20 protein-coding genes are annotated in these 25,292 nt (G+C 30.7%); 15 read left to right on the forward strand and 5 right to left on the reverse strand.

The genetic code is table 11. The annotated features are described in order from the left end of the window. The 9 genes from flhA to IO99_RS01330 all read left to right on the forward strand — a co-directional run bounded on the left by flhA (position 1) and on the right by IO99_RS01330 (position 8,532). Complete coding sequence (gene flhA, locus IO99_RS01290; protein WP_156964263.1) at positions 1-2,064, forward strand: flagellar biosynthesis protein FlhA; 2,064 nt, start codon at positions 1-3, stop codon at positions 2,062-2,064. After that, positions 2,064-3,242: a flagellar biosynthesis GTPase FlhF gene (gene flhF / locus IO99_RS01295; protein WP_035129260.1), complete on the forward strand. Its 1,179-nt coding sequence runs from the start codon at positions 2,064-2,066 to the stop codon at positions 3,240-3,242. Before flhA ends, flhF begins: the two co-directional genes overlap by 1 nt. Then, on the forward strand, positions 3,236-4,102 hold the full coding sequence (locus IO99_RS01300; protein ID WP_035129262.1) for a MinD/ParA family protein: 867 nt from the start codon (positions 3,236-3,238) through the stop codon (positions 4,100-4,102). Before flhF ends, IO99_RS01300 begins: the two co-directional genes overlap by 7 nt. Positions 4,103-4,111: 9 nt before the next feature. Further along, the gene (locus tag IO99_RS01305; protein ID WP_035129264.1) at positions 4,112-4,771 is read left to right on the forward strand and encodes a flagellar brake protein; all 660 of its coding nucleotides are present in this window, start codon (positions 4,112-4,114) and stop codon (positions 4,769-4,771) included. A gap of 12 nt (positions 4,772-4,783) precedes the next feature. After that, positions 4,784-5,518, forward strand: a complete 735-nt coding sequence (locus IO99_RS01310) for a sigma-70 family RNA polymerase sigma factor (protein ID WP_035129266.1) — start codon at positions 4,784-4,786, stop codon at positions 5,516-5,518. Positions 5,519-5,533: 15 nt separating this feature from the next. Next, positions 5,534-6,076, forward strand: coding sequence for a hypothetical protein (locus IO99_RS01315; RefSeq protein ID WP_035129267.1), 543 nt, complete (start codon positions 5,534-5,536; stop codon positions 6,074-6,076). Between the two features lie 195 nt (positions 6,077-6,271). Continuing rightward, positions 6,272-7,054 (forward strand): flagellar hook-basal body complex protein, encoded by a 783-nt coding sequence (locus IO99_RS01320; protein WP_035129269.1) that lies wholly within the window; start codon positions 6,272-6,274, stop codon positions 7,052-7,054. A gap of 36 nt (positions 7,055-7,090) precedes the next feature. Next, positions 7,091-7,879, forward strand: a complete 789-nt coding sequence (locus tag IO99_RS01325) for a flagellar hook-basal body complex protein (protein ID WP_035129270.1) — start codon at positions 7,091-7,093, stop codon at positions 7,877-7,879. A gap of 137 nt (positions 7,880-8,016) precedes the next feature. Then, a complete protein-coding gene (locus tag IO99_RS01330) occupies positions 8,017-8,532 on the forward strand; it encodes a hypothetical protein (protein ID WP_035129271.1) in 516 nt (171 codons plus the stop codon). 298 nt (positions 8,533-8,830) lie between these two features. Here IO99_RS01330 and IO99_RS01335 read toward each other — a convergent pair whose 3' ends face one another. Continuing rightward, positions 8,831-10,471 carry a putative manganese-dependent inorganic diphosphatase gene (locus IO99_RS01335; protein WP_035129272.1) on the reverse strand — a complete coding sequence of 547 codons (1,641 nt, stop codon included), beginning with the start codon at positions 10,469-10,471 and terminating at the stop codon, positions 8,831-8,833. A gap of 164 nt (positions 10,472-10,635) precedes the next feature. Between IO99_RS01335 and IO99_RS01340 the strand changes: the two genes are divergently transcribed. Further along, positions 10,636-13,185: a calcium-translocating P-type ATPase, PMCA-type gene (locus tag IO99_RS01340; RefSeq protein ID WP_035129273.1), complete on the forward strand. Its 2,550-nt coding sequence runs from the start codon at positions 10,636-10,638 to the stop codon at positions 13,183-13,185. 212 nt (positions 13,186-13,397) lie between these two features. Here IO99_RS01340 and IO99_RS01345 read toward each other — a convergent pair whose 3' ends face one another. The 3 genes from IO99_RS01345 to IO99_RS01355 all read right to left on the reverse strand — a co-directional run bounded on the left by IO99_RS01345 (position 13,398) and on the right by IO99_RS01355 (position 15,029). Continuing rightward, a complete protein-coding gene (locus IO99_RS01345) occupies positions 13,398-14,090 on the reverse strand; it encodes an LrgB family protein (RefSeq protein WP_035129275.1) in 693 nt (230 codons plus the stop codon). Beyond that, positions 14,087-14,446 carry a CidA/LrgA family protein gene (locus tag IO99_RS01350; RefSeq protein WP_035129277.1) on the reverse strand — a complete coding sequence of 120 codons (360 nt, stop codon included), beginning with the start codon at positions 14,444-14,446 and terminating at the stop codon, positions 14,087-14,089. The genes IO99_RS01345 and IO99_RS01350 overlap by 4 nt, the downstream gene beginning before the upstream one ends. A gap of 151 nt (positions 14,447-14,597) precedes the next feature. Then, positions 14,598-15,029: a hypothetical protein gene (locus IO99_RS01355; RefSeq protein ID WP_035129279.1), complete on the reverse strand. Its 432-nt coding sequence runs from the start codon at positions 15,027-15,029 to the stop codon at positions 14,598-14,600. 242 nt (positions 15,030-15,271) lie between these two features. On the opposite strand from IO99_RS01355, the gene IO99_RS01360 reads away from it, so the two are divergent. Together IO99_RS01360 and IO99_RS01365 are read left to right on the forward strand one after the other, a co-directional pair. After that, complete coding sequence (locus IO99_RS01360; RefSeq protein ID WP_035129281.1) at positions 15,272-17,563, forward strand: AAA family ATPase; 2,292 nt, start codon at positions 15,272-15,274, stop codon at positions 17,561-17,563. A 517-nt stretch (positions 17,564-18,080) separates the two neighbouring features. Then, on the forward strand, positions 18,081-20,075 hold the full coding sequence (locus IO99_RS01365; RefSeq protein WP_035129282.1) for a methyl-accepting chemotaxis protein: 1,995 nt from the start codon (positions 18,081-18,083) through the stop codon (positions 20,073-20,075). Between the two features lie 78 nt (positions 20,076-20,153). On the opposite strand, the gene ychF is transcribed toward IO99_RS01365, so the two are convergent. Beyond that, a complete protein-coding gene (gene ychF / locus IO99_RS01370) occupies positions 20,154-21,251 on the reverse strand; it encodes a redox-regulated ATPase YchF (RefSeq protein ID WP_035129283.1) in 1,098 nt (365 codons plus the stop codon). 355 nt (positions 21,252-21,606) lie between these two features. Here ychF and rsmH point away from each other — a divergent pair, with 355 nt between their 5' ends. Genes rsmH through IO99_RS01385 form a run of 3 tightly spaced genes read left to right on the forward strand, consistent with a single transcriptional unit; the run spans position 21,607 to position 25,278 of the window. Next, positions 21,607-22,539, forward strand: a complete 933-nt coding sequence (gene rsmH / locus IO99_RS01375; protein WP_035129284.1) for a 16S rRNA (cytosine(1402)-N(4))-methyltransferase RsmH — start codon at positions 21,607-21,609, stop codon at positions 22,537-22,539. 27 nt (positions 22,540-22,566) lie between these two features. Next, entirely contained in the window at positions 22,567-23,064 is a 498-nt protein-coding gene (locus tag IO99_RS01380; RefSeq protein ID WP_035129285.1) for an FtsB family cell division protein, read from the forward strand. Positions 23,065-23,082: 18 nt separating this feature from the next. Then, positions 23,083-25,278 (forward strand): stage V sporulation protein D, encoded by a 2,196-nt coding sequence (locus IO99_RS01385; protein ID WP_035129287.1) that lies wholly within the window; start codon positions 23,083-23,085, stop codon positions 25,276-25,278. Positions 25,279-25,292: the final 14 nt, after the last annotated feature.

Genomic DNA, 25,292 nt, shown 5'->3' on the forward strand with positions numbered 1-25,292 from the left:
ATGCTTAAAGATAAGGGATTTAGTATTAAGAATAACTTAGATATAATAGTAGCATTTGGGGTAATTCTTATTGTACTAATGATAATTATACCATTACCCCCAGGAATACTTGATATTTTCTTTGCCATTAATATTTCAATATCTATAGTTATAATGTTACTTACAATGTTTACTACAAATGTATTGCAACTATCAGTATTCCCAACATTATTACTTGTAACTACCCTATTTAGGTTAGCACTAAATGTATCATCTACTAGACTTATTCTAGGACAAGCAGATGCAGGAAAGATAGTGCAGGCTTTCGGAGAGTTTGTAATTGGTGGTAACTATTTTGTAGGAATAATAATATTTTTAATTATTGTTATTATTCAGTTTTTAGTTATAACTAGTGGTGCTGGAAGAGTATCTGAGGTTTCAGCAAGATTCACCTTAGATGCAATGCCAGGAAAGCAAATGAGTATAGATGCAGATTTAAATGCAGGAATGATTACAGAAGAAGATGCTAGGAAAAAGAGAATAGATCTTCAAAGGGAAGCAGATTTTTATGGAGCTATGGATGGTGCATCTAAATTTGTTAAAGGTGATGCCATAGCAGGTATTATTATTACTATAATAAATATTTTAGGTGGTATTGTTATAGGGGCAGTAATGATGGATATGAGTATAGGCGAGGCTGCTGCTAAGTTTACACAACTCACCATAGGAGATGGACTTGTAAGTCAATTACCTGCACTGTTAATTTCTACAGCTTCGGGTATATTAGTTACTCGTTCAGGAAGCGATGATAACTTTGGAGCACAGGTATCATCACAATTGACAGCATTCCCGGTAGTTATAGCAATTGCATCTCTAGTACTATTTATCCTTGGAATAATTCCAGGGATGCCTACACTAGTATTCTTTGCTCTATCTGCAGCATCTGGAACAAGTGCTTATCTAATGTATAAGGATGAAAAGCAACAAGCTAAGCAGAAGATAGAAATAGAAGAAAAGGAAATTGTAGAGAGTGAGAGTAGAGAGCCAGAAAATGTGATGAATTTAATTTCTGTTGAGCCATTAGAGGTAGAAATAGGCTATGGACTTATTCCTATGGCTGATGAATCCTCAGGAGGAGATTTGTTGCAGAGAATCTCATCAGTGAGAAGACAATGTGCTATAGAGATGGGAATTGTGGTTCAACCTATTAGAATTAGAGACAATCTGCAAATTAGAAATAATGAATATGTAATTAAGATAAGAGGAACAGTGATAGCTAGAGCGGACATAATGCCAAGCATGTTTCTATGTATGAATCCTTCTGGAGAAGATATAAATATCCAAGGAATAAAGACCATAGAGCCTACCTTTGGAATAGAAGCTCTTTGGATAAATAAGGATCAAAGAGAAGATGCAGAGATAAAGGGACTTACTGTGGTAGATCCAACTACAGTTATGGTTACTCATCTTACAGAAACTATTAAAGCTCATTCTTATGAACTTCTTGGACGTCAAGAAACTAAAGTTATTTTAGATTCTGTAAAGGAAAAGTATCCTACTGTGATAGAGGAACTTGTACCAGACCTTATGACCATAGGAGAAATTCAAAAGGTTTTACAAGGACTTTTAAAAGAGAAGGTATCTATAAAAGATATGGTAACTATATTAGAATGTCTTGCTGATAATTCGCGAAATACTAAGGATATTGAAATGCTAACGGAATATGTAAGATTTTCATTAAGTAGAACTATTTGTAATGATCTAGTGGATGAAGAACATAGAATTACTGCAGTAACCATATCTCCAGATATAGAAAAATTAATAGGAAGTAATATTCAAAAATCTATGCAGGGTTCTTTCCCAGCCATAAATCCAGATATTACAACAGAAATATTTAATAGTATTAAGGTAATGTTAGAAAGTACCCACTTTCCAACTAATATACCTATAATTCTAGTTTCTCCAAGAATTAGACCAGCTTTTAGAAAGCTTATAGAAATGGTATTTCCAAGTATTGTAGTATTATCTTTAAATGAAATACCTAATGATGTAGAGATAAGGACTGAAGGAGTTGTATCTATCTAATGATTATAAAGAAATATGTAGCTTCTTCCATGAAGGAAGCATTAAGTAAGATAGGTAAGGAGTTAGGCAAAGATGCTGTGATTATAAGTCAGAGAGCTATAAGAAAGCCTGGTATTAAAGGGTTGTTTTCTCCTAAAGTAGTGGAGATAACCGCAGCTGTTGAATCTAAATCTAATGATTTAAGTTGGGATGATAAAGAAATAAACAGTAAGAGTATTTTACCAGTAGACATAGTGAAAAATGATGAATTGGAGCTAAGACAAGAAGTTGAAACAATGAAGAGTCTTATTAATTCCTATTTTTCTACTCAAAGTAATAATTCTATAAATGAGGAAATTAAATTAGAAGAATTAGATAACAAAAATAAAGAAGAAAGTGAGTTGCAACAAGAAAAGGCTAGTAATAGTGATATTTATTTTAAAGAAGTTAAGGAAAGACTTAGAGAATTAGATATATCTAAAGATATAGTTGAAGAATTATTAGAAACTATAAAAATAAATATACAAGTGTCTTCCATTGATGAAATCATGAATGGAATTAAAGAGGAACTTGGCGCTACTATAAAAATAGATTCTAGTGAAATAAATGGAACCATAGCTTTAGTGGGCCCTACTGGAGTAGGAAAAACTACAACCATAGCAAAGCTAGCAGGGGATCTAGCTCTTGTAAAAAAGAAAAAGGTAGGTTTAATTACTGTAGACACCTATAGAATAGGAGCAGTAGAACAGTTAAAAACCTATGCAGATATTATGAATATTGATTTTAAAGTAGTATTTTCATTAGCTGAAATGGAAGAAGCAATAAACTCAATGAAAGAGTGTGATGTGATCTTATTAGATACTACTGGTAGGAGTAGTAAAAATACTATGCAAGTATTAGAATTGAAGGCTTTTCTAGATAGGGCTAAGGTTGATAATGCTTATTTAGTAGTCAGTGCTACTACTAAGAGTGGTGACATGGACATCATAGCTAATGGATTTTCTAATATAAAATACAAGGGACTGGTACTAACTAAGTTAGACGAGACTTCAACTTATGGTTCCATACTAAATATATGTAGAAGGACTCAGGTTCCTATTAAATTTATCACTGTAGGCCAGAATGTACCAGATGATATAAAGGTACCATTGGAGGATGAGATAATAAAATTGGTGTTAGGGGAAAATAGTATATGTTAGACCAGGCTTCAAGATTAAGACAAATGGTATTTGAAAAGCAAGAGACTATGGAAGAAAGCAATAATAATACTAAAATCTTTACCATAACTTCCGGTAAGGGAGGGGTAGGTAAAAGTAACATGGTAATTAATTTAGCAATTTCTCTTAAAAAATTAGGGAAAAAGGTCTTAGTACTAGATGCAGATTTAGGTATGGGTAATGTAGATGTTTTAATTGGGACTATACCTAGATATACCATTTTTGATATAATATTAAATAATAAATCCGTTAATGAGGTAGTGATAAATGGACCTTTAGGTATAAAAATTTTATGTGGAGGTACAGGACTTTCTAGATTAGATGACTTAAATAGGTTGCAAAGAGAGGTTTTAATTAATAAATTAGGAGAAATAAAAGATTTTGACTATATATTAATTGATACGGGAGCAGGCATAAATAGAACAGTTATGGCTTTTATCGAATGTAGTCATGAAGTTTTTATTGTTACTACTCCGGAACCAACAGCATTAACGGACGCATATAGCTTATTAAAAACAATATGTAATCATAATGTGAAAAATAAAGCGAAAGTTATTGTTAATAAGGTTTTAACTAAGGAAGAAGGAAATAATACTTTTAATAGACTTAGTAGTTCAGCAAATAGATTTTTAGGAGCTAATCTAGTGCATTTAGGAAACATCGCTGAAGATAAAAAATTAGTGCAAGCTGTCAGGATGCAAAGACCTGTGGTATTGTCTTTCCCTAAAAGTGAAGTGAGTGAAAACATTGAAGCTATTGCAAAGGAGTTAGAAGGTATATCATATAGTAAGGGCAATAGTATCCAAGGTATATTTAAAAAAATGCTTAATATTTTTTCATAGGAGGATAGTATGAAAGCTAATAATATGATAGAAATCAATAATAAAATAGAGATTTATACCAAAAATCGTGAATTAGCAAAATCAATAATTCAAGATATTGATGAAGATGGTATATATATAGCTATAGCTACACCTATACTAAATGGCATAAATTATCCCTTAAGTACTGGAGATACAGTTATGTGTAATTATAATGATGGAAAAGGTAATATATATAATTTTCAGGCCAAGGTAAAGGGAAGAAAATTTGATAAAATAGCTTTGATTATTTTGGAAAGAGAAAGTGAATTACAGAAAGTTCAGAGAAGAGACTATGTAAGAATACCCTTTATAAATGTGATGAGATATTCACCAATAGATAAATATAATGAAAGTATCCTTAAAGATATTGAAAACTGTAATTATACGGAAGGACAAACTTTAGATTTAAGTGGTGGAGGTATTAGAATAAAGATAAAGGAAAGTCTTAATTTAGGACAACTAGTCATGTTGAATACTAAGATTAATAACGAAGATATATTAGCGTTAGGTAAAATCGTTCGAGATGAAACACAAAATAAAAATGAATATGTATATGGAGTAAAATTTCAATTTATTGATGATAAGGTAAGGGAAAACATAATACAGTTTATTTTTAAGAACATGAGAAAGTTAATGAAAACGAAGTAGGAGGGAAATGATGTGTCTGTAGCTTGTGATGTAGATGTTAGAGAAGAGATAATTAAAAAAAATATACCTCTTGTAAAGTATATTGCTTCCAAGATTATCGTAGGAAAAAATAAATATGTTGAATATGAAGACTTAATAAGTTATGGAATGATTGGGCTTATGGATGCTATAAATAAGTATGATGACACTAAGGGTATGAAATTTTCCACCTATGCTGCCATAAGAATAAATGGAAGTATTATAGATGAAATACGAAAAAATAGCCCTATATCTAAAAGAGCCATCGATAAGCTTAATAAATATAATAAAGTAGTGGAAGAACTACAAAATAAGCTTTACAGAGAACCAAAAGATATTGAAGTAGCGGAAAGGATGGAAATAAGTTTAAAGGAACTTACAGATATACAGGGTTATGTAAACTATATATCAATGATGTCCTTAGAAACTATTTTATTTGGTGATGATGAGGAAATGTCTTTAATCAACTCCATAGAGGATACTAAAAGTCCATCTCCACAAAAGACTTTGGAAGAAAAAGAAATGCTAGAATACTTGAGGAGAGGACTAGATAATCTAAAGGAAAGAGATAGACTTATACTAAATTTATACTACTTTGAAAAACTTACTTTAAAGCAAATAGGGTCAGTACTAGAAGTATCGGAATCAAGAGTTTGTCAACTTCATAGTAGAGCTATTTTAAGTTTAAGAAAAGAAATTGAGAAACTCCAATATGATATTAAATCATAGAAGATAGGTGAAAATATGTATATTTTATTAATTATTATTGGAGTGGCTTTAATTGCTACAAATATAAGGGCTATAATGAGAGAAGAAAATAACTTTAGTAAAGCTATGATAGATGCAGAATCTAATATAGATGAAGTAGATATGAGAATTGTTGAAATAAGAAGTGAGTTTGCTAAAACAATTACAGAATTACAAAGAGAAATAAATGATTTAAAAAAAGTAAATCATACTGAGTTTATTGAAAAAGGATTATTAGAAAAAATAGATGATTCAGATATAAGTATTAGTAATGATGAGTACATAAATACCTTGGTAGATAAGATTGATTCCTTAGATGATAATATTTTTCTTCAAGTAGAGAACATGGGTGAAGTAATGGATGACTTAAAAGAAGAAGAAAAAGACAGTAATCCTAAGAAAGATATAAAGAGTAATAGCTTAAAAGTAGAAGAGGTAAAAGAGTTATTAGGTGAGGGCTTAAGTGAAGAAAGTATAGCGCAGCGTCTGAATATAGGAAAGGGTGAGGTCTTATTAATAAAGGAATTATATTTAAAATAAAAAAGTTTATCAAAGTTTTAAGTGATAGAAAAATTTTATTTGGTATAGGCATTGGCATAATACTAGGAATATTTTTTAGTATCCCTGCAAAAATAGATTATAAACTTAGTGATGGTGAAATTGAAATAAGAGCAAAAAAATTAGGAATGACCTATCCAGACCAGATTAAAATTGATATAAAGGCGGGTGCAAACAATGATTAGAGGATTGTATACAGTAGCTTCAGGAATAATTACCAGTGAAAAAAATCAAAGTGCTATTATGAATAATATAGCAAATATAAACACTACAGGATATAAATCACAGATTTTGTCCATGAAGAGTTTTGATGAGGTATATATTTCTAATAAAGATGGAAAAAACAATGAAAGAGTAACCATTGGAGCTATGAGTAATGGAGTAGAAATAAATGATCGAACCACTAATTTCTCACAAGGAACTATAAAGGATACAGGAGTAACAACTGATTTTGCCCTTCAGGGAGAAGGATTTTTTGTAGTTCAAAGACAAACCGCTAATGGAGCTACAAATTATTATACAAGAGATGGTCATTTTGCTGTAGACACTTCAGGATATTTAGTGACCTCTAATGGAGACAGGGTACTTAGTAGGAGTGGGAATGGACTAGCACCGATATATATAGGTGAAGGAAGTATTTCTGCAGACAATATTGGGAATATATCTGTAGATGGACGAGAAGCTGGCAGATTAGCTGTAGTTAATTTTCCAAAGGATAACCAAGGTAAATATGAAAATCTAAATGAATTTACATATAATCTTTATGAAGGAGTTAATCCTACCTTTGTTAATAATCCTTATGTAGTTAATAAATCCCTTGAAGGATCTAATGTTAGCGTAGTTCAAGAAACTAGTAACATGATGACTGTTATGAGAAACTTTGAAAGTAATGCAACTATTTTAAAGGTTTTAGATTCTACTTTGGACAAGGCTGTAAACGAAATAGGTAAAGCTAGATAGAATTAATAGAGAAAGAAAAATTTGAGGAGTGAGTTTATGTACGGTATGTTTTACACCAATAGAAGTGCAATGGAGGCACAACAGAATAAATTAGACTTAGTATCAAATAATATAGCAAATTCCGGTACTATTGGATATAAAAAAGTAACATCTACATTCCAAGACCTTTATACCAGTTCATTAGAGAGACTAGGAGTACCATGGTCTAAGAATGCAAATACTGAACTTTATGTTGGTACAGGGGTTAAATCTACTAATGAAGTTAGAATAAAGACTCAAGGAAGCTTAACTAATACAAAGCTATCTACAGATTTAGCCATAGATGGAGAAGGATTCTTTAAAGTATATAAACAAGATGGAAGTGCAGCCTACACTAGAAATGGAAACTTCAAAGTGGATGCTTCAGGAATTTTAGTAGATAATAATGGATATAGATTATCTATAACTGATGCTAATGGTAATGAGATAAATGTGCCAGGGGGTCCAATTAACTTTTCTAAAGATAAGTTTTCTATAGATGCAAATGGGGCTTTATCCTTAGATAATGATGGAAACTCTATAAAAGTTGGAGATATTAAAACTTATAAGACCATAGGTGATACAGATTTTATTTCTGCAGGACAAAGCTTATTTGTTCCAATAGAAGGAGCTACTGTAATGGAGACTACAGAGAGAGAGATTTATCAAGGGTTTACGGAAAACTCTAATGTAGATATGTCTACTGAGATGACTGATATGATTGTAGCCCAAAGAGCTTTTCAATTAAGCTCCTCTGCATTAAAAACTGCAGATGATATGTGGGGAATGATAAATAACTTAAGATAGTAATGGAAATAGAAAAGAATGAAAGACATAGTTTTTCATTCTTTTTTTATATCTTTAAACATATAATATAACATTAACGAAGGATAAACTTTAAATAGGAGGGGTGATATTATGGGGTAGGATATTTATTTGGATGTTTGCTAAGTATATTATTTTGGAAGTTTGATAGACATAGATTAGCAATAAAAGTCAATGAGAAATTTAGTGCTAAAATAAGAAGCAAAGTAGTTTTACAATGGGTATACTTTATACTTATAACTACCATAGGTGTAATTATAAGTCTTATATCTAATAGGGAGATTGTTAATGCTATTGTAGCTTTCTTCGTTATTGAGATAAGCAATAGTGAAAGAAAAACAGTAATTAAAAAATCCACTGAAAAAAAGGAGTTTTATAATACTTTATCCTTAATTAGCAAATCATTGATTTGTGGTTTTTTAGCACCCTTAATTTATATTCTAATCATAGGTAATGGAGGTGGAGTAATATATACATTAATATATTATATCAGTGATGATGAGAGTCTAAAGTTTATCAATAGTATGTTAACTGTGTTAAATATTATTCCTACCCTAATAGGTGGAATGTTCTTATATATTGTCTATATTATTAGAAATAAAACCTTTAAAATTAATTTCAAGGGGGATTTTTAAAAAATCTATTTACTAATCCACTTTTAAACATTTATATTTTTGCTGCATATATTGAATCAGTTAATTTTTACTACATAGAAGATAAGGGGGTACATTATCTAAAAAGTTATGGGGTGTATCAAGGAAAGATTGATGATTTATGTGTTAAGGATTTTTTAACTGTGATATATGGAGTGTGTTTTATTTTCTTTGTTATATTTTGGATTTATATTATTAATAAGGGATCAATTCTCAAATTAGTGGTACAGTAAATAAAAGGAGGCTGTCTTTAGGGAAAGCCTCCTTTGGATTTAAAGAATTACTTAATTTGGTTTATAACCTCTGTAAGAGGTGGAATAACTTGTTTCTTTCTAGAAACTACCTGGTCAATATATGCTGTTCCATTGTTTAATTTAATGTTAAAGGCTCTTGAGAATACTTCTTTGTGTTCACCGCACACAATGAACAAAGAAGAACTTTTAAATATGTCAGTAACCATAAGAATAATTAGGTCAAACTTTCCTTGATTTGCTTTTTCATTCATTACAGTTTTTAAATCATTAATTAGCGGAGTAAATCCATCCATATAAGTAGTTGTTATTTGTCCAACACCTACTTTAAAATTACCCATATTAAAGATTTTAAAATCTTGGTATAAAAGTTCCTTTGAGCTTTTTCCTTCTAATGAAGTTCCAGCTTTAAACATCTCTTGAGCAAATTTTTCTATATCTATACTTGCTATTTCAGCTAATCTCTTTAGTATGATTTCGTCTACAATAGTTGCTGTTGGAGATTTTAATAGTAGAGTATCGGAAATAATAGCGCCACATAATAATCCAGCTACTTTCTTAGATGGTCTAATTCCATTTTCAAAGAAAATATTAGCAACAATGGTAGAAGTACTTCCTACAGGCTCGTTTCTAAAGTATATTGGTTGACCTGTTTGAATATCTCCTATTCTATGGTGGTCGATAATTTCTAGAATATCTGCATCTTCAAGACCGTCTACAGACTGAGTCTTTTCGTTATGATCCACTAAAATTACTTTCTTTCTTTGTTGGGTTATTAAATGATATCTAGAAATGCTTCCAACCACGGAACCATCTTCATCTAAAACTGGATAACTTCTATATCTAGTTTCTAGCATAATATCTTTAATCTCCTCAATGAAGTCACTAGTAGAGAAGGTAATTAAATTATTTTTAGTCATTACGTATTCTATAGGAATACTTTGAGGTATTAGTCTAGCAGCAGTAAAAGAGTCATAAGGAGTAGTGATTATAGTGCATCCTTTTTCTTTAGCTAGGTCAATAATTTTTTCAGAGGGATTTGTATTATTAGTGATTATCATTAATCTAGCATTACAATCTAATACAAATTCTTGAACTAACTCACGGTCTCCACAGATACAAATATCTTCCGCTTCTATTAAATTTCTATCATTTGGTTCCATCATAGAAACTACAACTTTCCCCTTAAGTTCTAAGTTTTCATCTGATAAGTAAACAATTTTAGCGGATAGAGTTTCTAAAATGTTACTTAGACTTGTTTTACTTTTAGCTAAAACGTAATTATCCCAAATGTCTAGATAACTAGCTGCCAGATTTGATACAGATACAATTCCAGCTAATTTTTCATTAGGATATATAACTGGGAGAGTTTTAATGTTTTTTTGCTTCATTATAGACCAAGCCATTTTTAAGGATATGTCTGAAGCAATAGGAGCTACTGTATCTATTTTTAAATCTATAATTTGGGGTTTTACAGTTTGAATAAGCTGTGGTGGCTGAACTCCAAAGTAATCTAGGATAAATTGAGTTTCTCTACTAATTTCTCCTAGTCTAATTGGAATAGCATTGATTCGTTGGGTTTTATTTTTAAACTCTGAATAAGCAATAGCTGCACAAATAGAATCAGAGTCAGGATTTCTATGACCTGTTATGTATACTTTATTTACCATGAATAACCTTCCTTTATAATATCTATTCTTATTTATAATTAGTATTTTAAAGGTTTATTTACCTTATGTAAAGTTAAAGTTTTCATATACTGGTAGGATGGTACATATATTTTAATGATAGATTATTTCTAACTATAAATAAAAAAATGTAAGGGGGAAAAAATGTGAGTGCTAAAGAATATAGAGGGCTATCTACCAATGAAATAGAAGATAGGCTGAAAGAATACGGACTAAATGAGTTACAGAGTAAGAAAAAAGTGTCACCTATAAAAATATTCTTATCACAATTTAATGATTTGATTATTTGGATACTAATGGTGGCAACCGTTATATCGGGTTTTATGGGGGATAAAGCAGACGCTATAACTATTCTAATAATTATAGTAATGAATGGAATTTTAGGTTTTGTACAAGAATATAAAACTGAAAAATCCTTAGAGCAGTTAAAAAAATTATCCTCACCTACTGCTAAGGTAATAAGGGATGGAAAAATTGAAGTTATTAATTCCATATATCTAGTACCAGGAGATTTGGTTATATTAGAAAGTGGGGATAGGATACCTGCTGATAGTATTTTAGTTGAAGGAAATAATCTTATGATGGATGAATCTCTTCTAACTGGTGAATCCGTAGGAGTGCACAAGAATCCAGAGGATAGTGATAATAATATATATATGGGAACTATCGTACTGACAGGTAGGGGAAAAGCAAAGGTATATGGAACTGGAATGAATACGGAAATGGGGAGAATAGCTCATATGCTTCACTCTATAGAAGATGAACCATCTCCATTAAAGGAAAGATTAAATTCCCTTGGAAAAGTACTTGTAGTTCTTTGCTTAACTATATGTGCGGTGGTAACCTTTTTAGGTATTTATAGAGGTGAAAATGTCTATGACATGTTTTTATCTGGGGTTAGTTTAGCCGTTGCTGCTATTCCAGAAGGGCTATCAGCTATAGTAACTGTTGCCCTTGCTTTAGGAGTATCAAGAATGCTTAAGAGAAATGCCCTAGTAAGAAAGTTACCAGCGGTGGAAACTCTAGGATGTACCTCTGTAATATGTAGTGATAAAACAGGAACTTTAACAGAAAATAGAATGACGGTAACAGCACTTCTTCATAATGGAAAAATTCATGATATTGATGAAGACAAAAGTTTTGACCATGATATTTTAAAAAAGATATTTGTATATTGTAATGATTGTAACTATAATTATTCTTCTAATTCCATAGAAAAGGCTTTAATGGGAGACCCAACAGAGACTGCTTTAATAAAAGGCTTCTTTAAAAAGGTTTCTGAAATAGAAGGATTTAATAGTAAAGTAGAGAGGATTTTTGATATCCCCTTTGATTCTACAAGAAAAATGATGACAGTAATTGTGAAGGACGTAACTACCAAGAAGGATGTATGTTATGTTAAAGGAGCTCCAGAGCGAGTACTTGATAGATGTTCACATATATTAGTAAATGGAAGGGTAGAGCCATTAACTATTCCTTATAGAAGAAGTGTAGAAAAGCTTATTGATGATATGTCCTTTAGAGCTCTTAGATGCATTGCAGGTGCATATAAAGAGAATAACTTAATTAAGGGAGATAAGGTGGAAAATGGTTTAATTTTTGTAGGGGTGGCAGGAATTATTGACCCACCAAGAAAAGAAGTAAAAGATGCAGTTTTAAAATGCAGGGTTGCAGGAATAAGACCAGTTATGATTACAGGTGATCACAAAAATACAGCCTTTGCCATAGGAAAAGATCTAAATATATGTAATGAAAGCAAGGAGGTAATTACAGGAGCTGAACTTGATAGAATAAATGATAAAGAACTTGAAAAATCCATAGACGATTATAGAATATTTGCAAGGGTTAGCCCTAAACATAAATTAAGAATAGTAAAAGCTTTTAAAAGTAGGGGTAATATTGTAGCTATGACTGGTGATGGAGTTAATGATGCTCCTGCTATTAAAGAAGCTGACATTGGAATAGCTATGGGAATTTCAGGAACAGATGTAACTAAGGAAGCTGCATCCATGATATTATTAGATGATAACTTTGCTACTATTGTAACTGCAGTAGAAGAAGGTAGAGTTATATATGATAATATTAGAAAATTTATAAGATATCTATTATCTTGTAACTTAGGTGAAGTATTGACTATGTTCTTAGCTTCATTGTTTTACTTAGAAGTACCACTGCTTCCAATTCAAATTTTATTTGTAAATTTAGTTACTGATGGACTTCCAGCTATAGCTCTTGGAGTAGACCCACCAAATAAAAATATAATGTATGAAAAGCCAAGAAAAAAAGGCGAAAGTGTTTTTGCAAGGGGATTAAAAGAAAAGATATTAATTAGAGGTGCATTAATTGGTGTTTGTACAGTTCTTGCATTCTTAGCGGGTAAGTATTATGGATATGGCTTAGGAGTATGTAGAACTTTAGCCCTTGGAACTTTAATTTGCTCACAGTTAATTCACGTATTTGAATGTAGAAGTGAAAAGTATTCTCTCTTTGAAATCAATCCATTTACCAATATGTATCTATTGGGTTCTGTTGTCATTTCAGTGACAGCACTTTTATTAGTAATATATGTTCCTATGTTACAAGGTATATTCCATACCATGTCTATAGGTATTGGACAGTGGGCAATCATTGTATTTTTCTCAGGAATAATATCATTTATTAATAGCATTGCTACTTTTGTAGGAAACAGAACTTAAGAATATTTTAAGTAAAAAATAGCCAGGGTACTTTCTGATATTCTCATCCTTATAATAGACAGTTTTATTATTTAAACTGTCTACCATAAGGGAAGCATATCACTGTAGATACCTTGGCTATTTATATGCTTATAGCTTGTTAAAGTCATATATTTTTGAGAGAATTTAATTGCTTGTACAAATATATCACTGTAATTTTAAGCAGAGCCCAATTACAAAAGATTAGCAAATATTGAGGCACCAATTACTGTGAATAAACCTGCCACTGCTATTGCAAGACCACTCATAGCACCCTCTATTTCTCCAATTTCCATTGCCTTTGCAGTTCCTATGGCATGGGAAGAGGTTCCGATGGCAATTCCCTTAGCAATTGGTTCATGGATATGAAATACCTTACAAATAACTTCAGCAAGGATATTACCAATAATACCAGTTACAATAATGACAGCTACTGTAATTGTAACAATTCCATTTAGCTCTTCTGAAATCCCCATTCCTATAGCTGTGGTAATGGATTTTGGAAGCAAGGTTACATACTGTTCGTGGGTAAACTGAAAAAGCAAAGCGAATAAAAATACACTTATAAGACTGGCTGCTACTCCTGAAAAAATTCCTAGTATAATAGCTTTAAAATTGTTTTTTAATAAATCCAGTTGTTCATATAGAGGGATTGCTAGACATACTGTTGCAGGAGTTAGTAAATAGCTTAAATATTTTGCTCCATTATTGTAACTTTCAAAATCTACTTTAAAAATAACTAAAGATGCCATTACAAAAAGAATTGAAATAAGTAAGGGATTAAAGATCCCATTATTAAATTTCTTTTTTAAAAACAACCCTATTTCATAGCCTAGAATACTGATCACTACTCCGAAAAATGCTGAATTACATAATAAATCCTTCAATTCTTATTCATCCTCTCTAGCTTAATCATAAACTGGGTGACTTTACCTGTTACTATCATTACAATAACTGTGGTTAAAATAGTTATTATAATAACAGGAATCCAAATACTCTTTAGTACGTCCCAAGAAACTAATAAACCAACTGCTGCTGGTATAAACATAAGCGGCATAATTTCTATTAAAAAAGTTCCAGTTTCCTTCACTTGTTCAAGGGAAATTATTTTTGTTTTTAAAATTATAAGCATGAGAATTAAACCATATATACTAGCAGGAATAGGTAATGGAATAATATATTTTAATATTTCTCCAATAAAAGTTACTGCCAAAATAATTCCAAATTGACGAAAATACTTCATATAAACATCCCTTTCTAAATTGGTACTACCAATTTAGAATTGTACATCTTTTTTATAGGTATGTCAAAAAAACACAGGATACAGATAGTATCCTGTGCTAACTAAAAAGTTAAGTTTTCCAATTACGCCCCAGCCAAGGGAGTTTCATTACTTATTTAAATCTTCTATCTTGTCTTACTCTCTGTATCTTCTTTTGACCACCTTCAACAGGAACTAAGTCTCTCTTATTAGTAAGGTTCATAACGTTCATTATGCTTATGTAGTCCTTAACTTTCTTTTTCTTCTTTTTCTTTTTAGAATAATCAGGTTTTAAACCTTGGATTAATAAAGAATGACCTTGAGATACAGGAATGAATTCTGGTTTTTTAAACCATCTCTTTTTCTTATAAACACAAGTTGCTATAGTTCTAGCACTGTCTTGTTTTACTACAATAGTAACAATAATAGTATTTAAAATTCCAAGAAAAGATTTTTCCTCTGTTTTAACAGATAAAGCCCTTCCTTGAACTTGTGTTATTCTATCGCCATATCTATTTATAAAAGCATTAGAATAACTTTGTGATAATTTGTCTTTGAATCCCATATGAATAACTCCTTTACATGAAGAATAAATAACTACGTATAATATCTGACTGTATTCAAGTGTATAATATTACACAATATCATTATTATATAATAATTAAGTTGTTATAACAAGTTTATGTTTAATTTTTAAAAATATATCATGAATTTTTAAAAATTATAATATGAATTTTTATGTTTTTGTTCCAAAAGTCCTTTTACAAGAATATTAATATACTAAATGATTTTATTTGGGAGGACAGTATGAAAAGAGTTTTAAAACCCAGTGAAGTTTTGTACGATTTTGAAATTGTTGAAGATAGAGAAATAGAAGGCGAATTTATATTGCCACAATATAAGGATGCATATAATAAAATAAAAACCTCACTTCTTTTAAATGGTGAAGGCTATAATATTTACTTAGTTGATGAATTTTGCAAGGATAGAGTAAAACATATTATTAGCTATGTAAAACATATATTGACGGGTGGAAAGCCACCAAAGGATATATGTTATGTTATAAAAGGAAATGCAAAGGAGCCTGTTCCTTTGTTTGTTAACAATGGATATGGAAATAAGCTTAAAAAGGTAGTAGACAAAATTCAAGAATTTTATGCAGAAAGTATATTTAAATTTTATAATGGCATAGATAATAAAGAAAAAGAACACCTTATTAGTACTATTAAAGACAGGCGTAGCAAAATAGTGGGAGAATTAATTAAACTTTCTAAAGAGTATGGTTTTGAAATAAAAACTAGTGGGGAGGGATTTACATTTATACCTCTAGTTGACGGAAAAGAAATGACAGAGGATGAATTCGATAATCTTAAGGAAGAGGAAAAACTTGAAATATTAAATAAAGTTGACGAGTTAAAGATAAATGCTAATGATATATTAGAAAAGTTAAGGAATATGAAAAATGATGAAATAAATAGAATTAGAGAGATAATGGATAACTTTTTTAAAGAAGAAATGGAAGAGTTAAATGTAGTAATAGAAGAAGAATTTAATGATGATAGTGAGGCTAAGGCTTATATTCATTACTTAATTACTGAGATTAAGGGCGAACTTGAGGAAAACTATTCTATAAGTTACGAGGATGATGAAGAAGCTATAAGAGACATTATATATAAATATGATGTAAATGTAATTGTTGATAATTCAGATATTGAATATCCACCAGTAATCTTTGAAGAAGATCCTAGTGTATCTAACCTTTTTGGGTCTATAGATTATGAAAATCATAATAATATATATGTATCTACTGTAAAATCCATAAGAGCAGGTAGTTATGTAAGAGCTAATGGGGGATGTCTAATTCTCAGAGCCAGTAGTCTACTTAGTAATTCTCAGTCTTATTATTATTTGAAAAGAGCTATAATATCAGAAAAAGTAGACTTAGATTACAACAGAGGATATATAGAACTATTTACTTTAAGCAGTTTAAAACCAGTACCTATGCCAATTAATACTAAAGTAATAATAATTGGGGATTATGATATTTATGACGCATTGTATAACTATGATAAAGAATTCAGAACAATATTTAAGACGAGGGCTGACTATAGGGGAATATTGAAGGCTGAGAATAAGGTTAAAACTGTACTAATAAAAGAAATAAATAGATTGTCTAAGGAAAATAATATTAAACCTATAACATCTAGTGGCATAAGAGAAATTGCAAAATTTTTATCTAGAAAGGCAGAAAATAAAAATAAGATACATTTTGACCATGATGAATTATCAAACCTTATAATACAAGCTAATTATAAAGCAGCAGAAGAGGTAAGGGAATTTATTGATGGAGATGATATAGAGAACATTGCTTATAGGAAAGAACCTATAGAAAGAGAATATCTAGAGTTATATGATGAAAAAAAATTGTTAATAGATGTTTCAGGAAGCAAGGTGGGACAAATTAACGGGCTTTCTGTCATTGATACGGGATATACAAGTTTTGGTAAACCTGTTAAAATAACCTGTACTTGTTTTAAGGGGGAAGGAAAAATCATTGATGCTCAAAGGGAATCCAACCTAAGTGGTAAAATTCATACTAAGGGAATTAATATTTTAAAAGGATATATTAATAATATCAATGGAGGATATAAAACTCTACCAGTAGATTTCAATCTTAGCTTTGAGCAGTTATATGGAGTTATAGATGGTGATAGTGCATCAGTAGCTGAAGCATTAGCTATAATATCTGCGCTTTGCAAGATTCCAATCAAACAAAATATTTCAATTACTGGATCCATAAATCAATTTGGGCAAGTACAGCCTATAGGTGGTGTAAATGAAAAAATTGAAGGATTTTTTGAAGTGTGTAAAATCATGGATGATACGGAAGGAAAGGGAGTTGTTATTCCTCTATCTAATAAAGATGATTTAGTGCTTTCAAGAGAAGTTGAGAGAGCAATCTTTGAAGGTAAATTTAAAATATATACTATGGAAACTGTAGAAGATGCCATGGAGTTAGTATTTGATGTTGAAGAAATTACTATGGATAATATAATGGAGCTAATAAGTAAGCAGTGTATGGAATATGAGAAGAAATGATAGTAAAGAAAAGGTGGAAATTCCATGAAACCCCCATGAATAGAACAAATAGTTAACTATTTATATAGTTAACTATATCCATATATTAACAGTTATATATATAAAAATTAATATATTAATATATTGAAATAGTGATATAGGTATATAACTAGCTAGTTTTATGGGAATGTATTAGCATATCATATATTTTCAATATTGAGGGAATAAATATACAATAAGTGTAAAGTGGAGAGTATTATGCAACTTTTAAGGTGATGAGTTGTAATAATACCCTCCATTTATATTTAATTAAGTTATTTAAAATAGAGCGATTGCCTTTGGAAGAGCAGTTTAATTATATAGGTTTTGCTCTTCGAAACATCCATTTTAGTTTTATAACTTCAATCAACTACATACCTAATTAATAATTGTATATTAGTATAATTATTCTATATAAAGAATTTTACGAATGTTGCGAAAATTAAAATATAAAGTTTAAAAAACTTTATATTAATAAATTTTGAATGGGGATGGGTATATGAAAAAGAATTTCAACAGCTTAAAGAGTAAACTTATAATTTCGTTGCTAGGAGTATCTATTATCCCTTTAATTTTTATAGCCTTATTGGTTTATAATGAATGTTATAGTTTGCTTAAGGATAACTTAAAGTACTCCACTAGTCAAACACTGGTAGAGGTGAATAGAGGGATAGAAAATTATTTTAATACAGTAGCGAATCAAATAAATTCACTAACACTTAACAGTAAATTTATTGAGTTGGACAATAGTAGTGAAAGCATTAAAGATATAATAAGTCATATGAATAATGTAGAAGTATCAGATTCTAATATTAGTACAGTGTTTTATGGAACAGAGAATGGTGATTTTTATACTTCCCACAAAATTAATCTTCCAGATGGATATAATCATAAGGAGAAGGAATGGTATACTTTAGCTACAGCAAATAAGGACTCCTATATAATTACATCTCCATATACTAGTGCTGAAGATCAAAAAACTACGGTTACACTGGCTAGGACAGTGGTAAAGGATGGACAGGTTGTTGGAGTTGTTGGATTAGATTTATCTTTAGATGTTTTTAGTTCAAGTATATCTAACATAAAAATAGGTGATGAAGGGGTTGTAGTTGTATGTAGTAGTAATGGTGATATTATATCTCATACAGATGAAGGCTTAATAGGTAAAAATTTAATAGAGGTAGATGAGAAACTTAAATCTGTAGTAGATGATAATTCGGGTTTTATAGAATTAAGTAATAATGGAAAAAGAAATTTTGTAGTTTATAATTTGAATTCCTTAGAAAACATAAAATTAGTGGCATTTATACCGGAAATAGAATTATTAAAAGATACTAATGCAGTTAGAAGCTTTTTAATAATAGGGATAATTGTAATAGGAATAGTTGCAATAATTATAAGCATAATTTTAGGAGAAGGCATCGCTAAAAATATGAAAAAGGTTAAGAACGTAATATCTAAAGCTGCCAAAGGAGATTTTACAGGTAAAGTAGAAATTAAGTCCAAAGATGACTTTAAAGAATTAGGAGATTACTTTAACAATATGATGGAATCAATTGCACTGTTAATGAAAAATGTGGACAAGTCATCTCAGGTGGTATTAAAAACTGCAGCTGATTTAGCTATAATGTCTAATGAAACTACTACTGCCCTTTCGCAAACGCATATAGCCATGGATGAAATAGCTTCAGGTGCATCTAATCAAGCTGAAAGTACTATTCAATGTGCAAGCCATATGGAGGATTTAGCCCAAGGAATTGATAATATAGAAAACTCCTCTACAGAAATTGATAGTATATCTAAAGATACAAAGAATTATAGTATTGAAGGAAGTAAAATAGTTTCAGAGCTAATAAACAGTTCAACAAAAATAAAAGATACTTTTGAAGTTGTTGGAAATATAGTGAAAGAAGTAAATGAAAGTATGGATCAAATAAATTTTATATCTAAAACAATTTCTGATATAACAGAACAAACTAATTTATTATCTTTGAATGCATCTATAGAGGCAGCTAGATCTGGCGAGGCAGGTAAGGGGTTTTCGGTAGTAGCTAATGAAATAAGAAGATTAGCAGATCAATCAAAGAGTTCAACTGATAGAATAAATGTTATGATTAAAGCGATAGAAGAAAAATCTATGTTAGCTGTATCTGCTATAAATAACTCTCAACAAGTGGTAGATGAAGAAGGAAAAATGGTAAGTGAAACTTCACAAATTTTTGAAAACATATCTGGAAGTGTACTTGAGTTATCAAGTAAGATAAGTGAAATTAAAAAATCTATTGAGAATATTCAATATGAAAAAATTAATGTAGTAAAAGAAATAGAAAATGTCACATCAATTTCAGAAAGCACTGCTTCAGCCACAGAAGAAATATCAGCTTCTACAGAAGAAATTACTGCTAATATGGATGAAATTTCAAGATATACTCAGAATTTAAATGAATTATCTGAAACTTTAAAATTTGAGATTTCAAAGTTTATAATTGAATAATACATTATATAAAAAAATGTATGAGTGAATTTCACTCATACATTTTCAAATTATATAAAAAATTTAATTTTAGAATAATTATACATTAAATCTAAAGTTTACTACATCTCCATCTTGCATTATATATTCTTTTCCTTCAAGTCTGTAGAATCCTTTTTCTTTAGCTGCAGCTTCAGAACCACATTCAACTAACTTATCAAAGGAAATTACCTCAGCACGGATAAATCCACGTTCAATGTCGGTATGAATTTTACCGGCAGCAGCAGGTGCCTTTGTACCTATTTTAATTGTCCAAGCTCTTACCTCTTGAACACCAGCAGTTAAGTAGCTCATTAGTCCAAGAAGTTTATAACTTGCATGAATTAGTTTATCAAGACCTGATTCTTCAAGACCATACTCTGAAAGTAAGTCTTTCTTTTCTTCATCATCTAATGTAGATAATTCTTCTTCTAATTTAGCACATACTATGATAATTTCAGATTTCTCCTTAGCAGCATAGGCTTCTACTTCTTTTACCATTTCATTTTCTCCGCCACACTCCATTAAGTCTTCTTCACTTACATTGCATGCATATAATACAGGTTTAGAAGTTATTAAGAAAAGAGATTTAACAAATTCTTCTTCTTCATCTGTAAACTCTAAAGTTCTAACTGGCATATTATCTTCTAAATGTTTTTTAATTTTTTCCATAATTGCATATTCAACTTTTGCAGTCTTATCCCCTGAGCGTACTAGTTTTATAGATTTTTCCATTCTTCTTTCTAGCACTTCTAAATCAGAAAAAATTAATTCTAAATTAATAGTTTCAATATCTCTTATAGGTGATACAGATCCTTCTACATGAACAACATTATCATCTTTAAAACATCTAACAGTATGAACAATTGAAGCTACTTCTCTTATATGAGATAAAAACTTGTTTCCAAGTCCTTCACCTTTACTTGCTCCTTTAACTAATCCTGCTATGTCATAGAATTCTATGGCAGTATGTACTTGTTTTTTAGAATTATATAGTTTTTGTAATACATCAAGACGGTTGTCAGGTACACTAACAACTCCTACATTTGGCTCTATAGTACAAAATGGATAGTTAGCAGACTCTGCTCCTGCTTTTGTAATGGCATTAAATAAAGTACTCTTTCCTACGTTAGGTAAACCTACTATTCCTAATTTCATATAATATTCGTCCTTTCTATGTAAACCATGTGGCTTATTACTTAAAAATTTCATTCTTTTAAATTATACTCTACAGAAAAGGGAATTTCAATAATTCTACAAGTTATATAGAGTAATAGAGAAAAAGCCGTAGAAAAATAAGGAACTATATTATATAAATGTAATATATTTGAAATTAGTTGAAAATTCTTTATATATATTTATAAATTTGTTTAAAAAAAGTTTTTCATTTAGGGAATATTTAAAAGGAATTTATGTAAACTTATAGAATTATTTATGGTACAATGATAAGTGTATAAATGGGGTCTATGATTTATATTATATAAATGTAAGACAAAACAAAGGAGAATATATAATGGAATTTAAACACTATTCAGTAATGTTAGAAGAATGCATAGAAATGTTAGATATTAAAGAAGATGGTATATATGTTGATTGCACTTTAGGTGGGGCAGGTCATTCAAAGGAAATTTTAAAGAAACTTTCACCAAAGGGAAGGCTAATAGGAATAGATCAAGACTTAGATGCTCTTAAGGCTGCAAAGGAAAAGCTAAAGGATTTTAATAACGTTACCTATGTACACAATAATTTTTATAATATTAAGGACATATTGGAGTCTTTAGAAATAGAAAAAGTTGATGGTATACTCATGGATTTAGGAGTTTCATCTTATCAATTGGATCAAGGTGAAAGAGGCTTTAGCTATATGAAGGAAGCAGCTTTAGATATGAGGATGAATAGGGAAGAAGCTTTTTCAGCCTATAATGTAGTGAATGAGTATAGTGAGGATGAACTCTTTAGAATTCTTAGAGATTTTGGGGAGGAGAAGTTTTCAAGAAGAATTGCCAGCAGGATAGTAGAAAAAAGAAAAGTAAAACCTGTTGAAACTACCCTTGAACTTGTAAAAATTATAGATGAGTGCATACCTGCCAAGTTTAAAAGGGAAGGTGGACACCCTGCTAAAAGAACATTTCAAGGTATTAGAATAGAAGTAAACAGTGAATTGAGTATTTTAGATAGGGCTATAGGTGATGGCATAGAAGCTTTAAATAAGGATGGAGTTATGGCAATAATTACATTCCATTCTTTAGAAGATAGAATTGTAAAAAATAAGTTTAGAGATTTAGTAGACCCATGTAAGTGTCCTAAGGATCTTCCTATGTGTGTGTGTGGGAAAAAGCCAATAATTAAATTAATTAACAAAAAGCCTATAGAAGCTACTAAGGAAGAACTTGATAATAATTCAAGAAGTAAAAGTGCCAAGTTAAGGGGATGTAAAAAGATTTAGTTCTAAAAACTAGATGGGGGTAGTAAAATGGTAGTAGAAAATAGAAAAAATAGGGTAAGTGGGAATACAGCTTTAGCTTCTCAGGTAAATCCGTTACCTAGAGAAAGGGTAAAAACTCCTACTAAACAAGGCCCAAGTAAAGAAGAATTAAGAACAATTAGGAAGCAAAAGATAGCAAAATTTTTAAAGCTTAATGGAAGTATAGTAGCAGCAGGATTAGTTGGGGCTATTATTGTATCTAGATACAGTGCTATATATAATAATCAAAAGGAAATAATAGTTCTTCAAGAGCAGATACAAACGCTAACAGAAGAGAGTGAAGATTTGAGAATAAAACTACTTAAGTTTAACAATTTTTCCTACATAGAAGAAGTTGCCACTAAAGAATTAAAAATGATTGAACCAAAGAGTACTAATGCAATCTATTGTGATATTAATGCAATTAAAGAGATAGCTACAAGTAGCACTAATGAAGAAAAAGGGGTTAGTTTATTAAGTAAAATTAAAAACTTATTATTTAATTAGTTAGTGAGGTAATTGTAGGTGGCAAAGAAATATTTTGTTGATAAGGTGTTAATGAAAAAAAGAATGATATTAGCTATGCTATTAGCTTTCTTAGTTTTCCTAGGATTAAGTATAAGATTAGGTTATGTTATGTTTGTTGAAGAATCAACCTATAAGTCTTTGGCGAAACAGCAATGGACTAGTGATGTTAGGATAAATGCTAAAAGAGGTAAGATATTAGATAGAAATGGTAATGAGCTAGCAATAAGTGCTAATGTTTATAGAGCGGACTTAGATTTGAACACTTTAAGGAAAGATATAGAAAACAATGGAATGACCATGGAACAAGTTGCAACAACTCTAAGTGGAATAATTGGAGAAGAACAGGCTGATGTATTACATATATTAACTAATCCTCTTCCAAATGGAAGGCCTAGAGGCTCTGCAATATTAAAGAGAAGAATAGAAAAGGATGCAACAGATGCCATAAGAGAGTTTTGTAAAAATAATAACATAAATGGTATAGTAATATCACCTGATACCAAAAGGTATTATCCAAATGGTAATTTTGCTGCCCATATATTAGGTCATACTAATTCAGATGGAGAAGGACTTACAGGGTTAGAACTGTATTATAATAAGTATCTATCTGGAGTTCCAGGGATTAAAGTTGCTGAAATTGACCAAAAGAGTGAGGGATTACCATATACAATCTCAGAATTTACAGAACCTATTGATGGAAGAAACGTAGTTACTACCATTGATGAAAATATACAAAACTTTGCAGAAAAGTTAGCTGAAGAGGCCTTGGCAGATAATGAGGCTAAAGCAGTATCAATTATGGTTATGGATCCTAATACAGGAGAAATATTGGCTTTAGCAAATAAGCCAGATTATGATCCTAATAATCCGTGGGTTGGGGGAACATCAGATGAAGAAATTCAGCAGATGTGGAGAAATAGATTAGTCAGTGATGCCTATGAACCTGGCTCTATTTTTAAGGTAATTACAGCTACGGCAGCTATAGAAAAGGGAATTCTTACAGAGGGAGAAGCTTTTAATTGTGGAGGTTCTCTTAATATTGGAGGAAGAAATATTCACTGTTGGAAGACTTCAGGTCATGGGCCTCAAACCTTTGAAGAAATATTAAAAAATTCTTGTAACGTTGGATTTATGGTTTTAGGAGAAAGATTAGGTGCTGCAAATCTTAACGAATATATTGAAAAGTTTGGGTTAGGACATAAAACCGGAATTGATTTACCTGGTGAATCAGCTGGTATAGTTAAAGCCACAAAAGATATATCTGTAACAGACTTAGCTACTATATCCTTTGGACAAAGCAATACAACTACAGGAGTTCAATTTATGAGAGCTTTCAATGCAATTGCCAATGGTGGATATTTGATAACACCTCATTTAATGAAGGAAATAAATCATTATGATGATAAAAAAGAGCTAGTAGTTGATGAAACCTATAAGATAGAAAAACAACAACGGTTTACTCCAGAGGCTATGACTGAAATGAGGTCTCATTTAGAACAAGTAGTTGGTGCAGGCGGAGGATCAAAGGCTAAAATTGATGGATATAGAATCGCTGGTAAAACTGGTACAGCACAAAAGGTAGACACTGTTAATGGTGGATATGCAAATGGTAAGTATCTATCATCCTTTGCAGGGATGGCTCCTGCTGATAATCCAAAGTATACAGTATTCGTATCTATTGATGAACCAAATCCATCTTGGTACTATGCTGGACAAATTGCTGCCCCAGTTGGACAAAAGTTATTTAATGATTTGTTTAATTATACAGAAATGAAGCCTAATGGAAGCTATATGGAAGTTGATGAAAGTTTAAAAGCGGATGTAATTGTTCCTGAGGCTAGAGGACTATCAGTTGCAGATGCTAAAAAAGTAATAACTGATGCAGGGTTAACTATTAGAGTAGAAGGTAGTGGAGGCACTATAACAGATATAAATCCAAAACCAGGGTTTACTCTTAAGGAAGGTAAAGAAATAATCCTATATGCAGGAGGAAGTAATGGAAGCGCAGATACAGTTATAATTCCTGATTTAAAGGGATTTACAAAGGAAAGTATCATAAAGCTTTTCGATGATTTAGGATTAAAGAGTGAATTTATAGGTGAAGGTCTAGTGGTAGAACAAAGTGTTGCAGGAAACCAAGAAATCAAAAAAGGAACCACGGTAACCTTCCATCTTGGCACCTTAGTAGATTAGATTATCCGGTAGTT

Source organism: Clostridium sulfidigenes, from assembly GCF_000732635.1.
In the GTDB taxonomy this organism is placed as follows: domain Bacteria; phylum Bacillota; class Clostridia; order Clostridiales; family Clostridiaceae; genus Clostridium_J; species Clostridium_J sulfidigenes.

Coding starts and splice junctions, on each gene's coding strand:
- IO99_RS01315 (WP_035129267.1), top strand. CDS start 5,534: ATGTATATTTTATTAATTATTATTGGAGTGGCTTTAATTGCTACAAAT.
- flhA (WP_156964263.1), top strand. CDS start 1: ATGCTTAAAGATAAGGGATTTAGTATTAAGAATAACTTAGATATAATA.
- IO99_RS01320 (WP_035129269.1), top strand. CDS start 6,272: ATGATTAGAGGATTGTATACAGTAGCTTCAGGAATAATTACCAGTGAA.
- IO99_RS01365 (WP_035129282.1), top strand. CDS start 18,081: ATGAAAAAGAATTTCAACAGCTTAAAGAGTAAACTTATAATTTCGTTG.
- flhF (WP_035129260.1), top strand. CDS start 2,064: ATGATTATAAAGAAATATGTAGCTTCTTCCATGAAGGAAGCATTAAGT.
- IO99_RS01325 (WP_035129270.1), top strand. CDS start 7,091: ATGTACGGTATGTTTTACACCAATAGAAGTGCAATGGAGGCACAACAG.
- IO99_RS01300 (WP_035129262.1), top strand. CDS start 3,236: ATGTTAGACCAGGCTTCAAGATTAAGACAAATGGTATTTGAAAAGCAA.
- IO99_RS01350 (WP_035129277.1), bottom strand. CDS start 14,446: ATGAAGTATTTTCGTCAATTTGGAATTATTTTGGCAGTAACTTTTATT.
- IO99_RS01355 (WP_035129279.1), bottom strand. CDS start 15,029: ATGGGATTCAAAGACAAATTATCACAAAGTTATTCTAATGCTTTTATA.
- IO99_RS01360 (WP_035129281.1), top strand. CDS start 15,272: ATGAAAAGAGTTTTAAAACCCAGTGAAGTTTTGTACGATTTTGAAATT.
- IO99_RS01335 (WP_035129272.1), bottom strand. CDS start 10,471: ATGGTAAATAAAGTATACATAACAGGTCATAGAAATCCTGACTCTGAT.
- rsmH (WP_035129284.1), top strand. CDS start 21,607: ATGGAATTTAAACACTATTCAGTAATGTTAGAAGAATGCATAGAAATG.
- ychF (WP_035129283.1), bottom strand. CDS start 21,251: ATGAAATTAGGAATAGTAGGTTTACCTAACGTAGGAAAGAGTACTTTA.
- IO99_RS01305 (WP_035129264.1), top strand. CDS start 4,112: ATGAAAGCTAATAATATGATAGAAATCAATAATAAAATAGAGATTTAT.
- IO99_RS01380 (WP_035129285.1), top strand. CDS start 22,567: ATGGTAGTAGAAAATAGAAAAAATAGGGTAAGTGGGAATACAGCTTTA.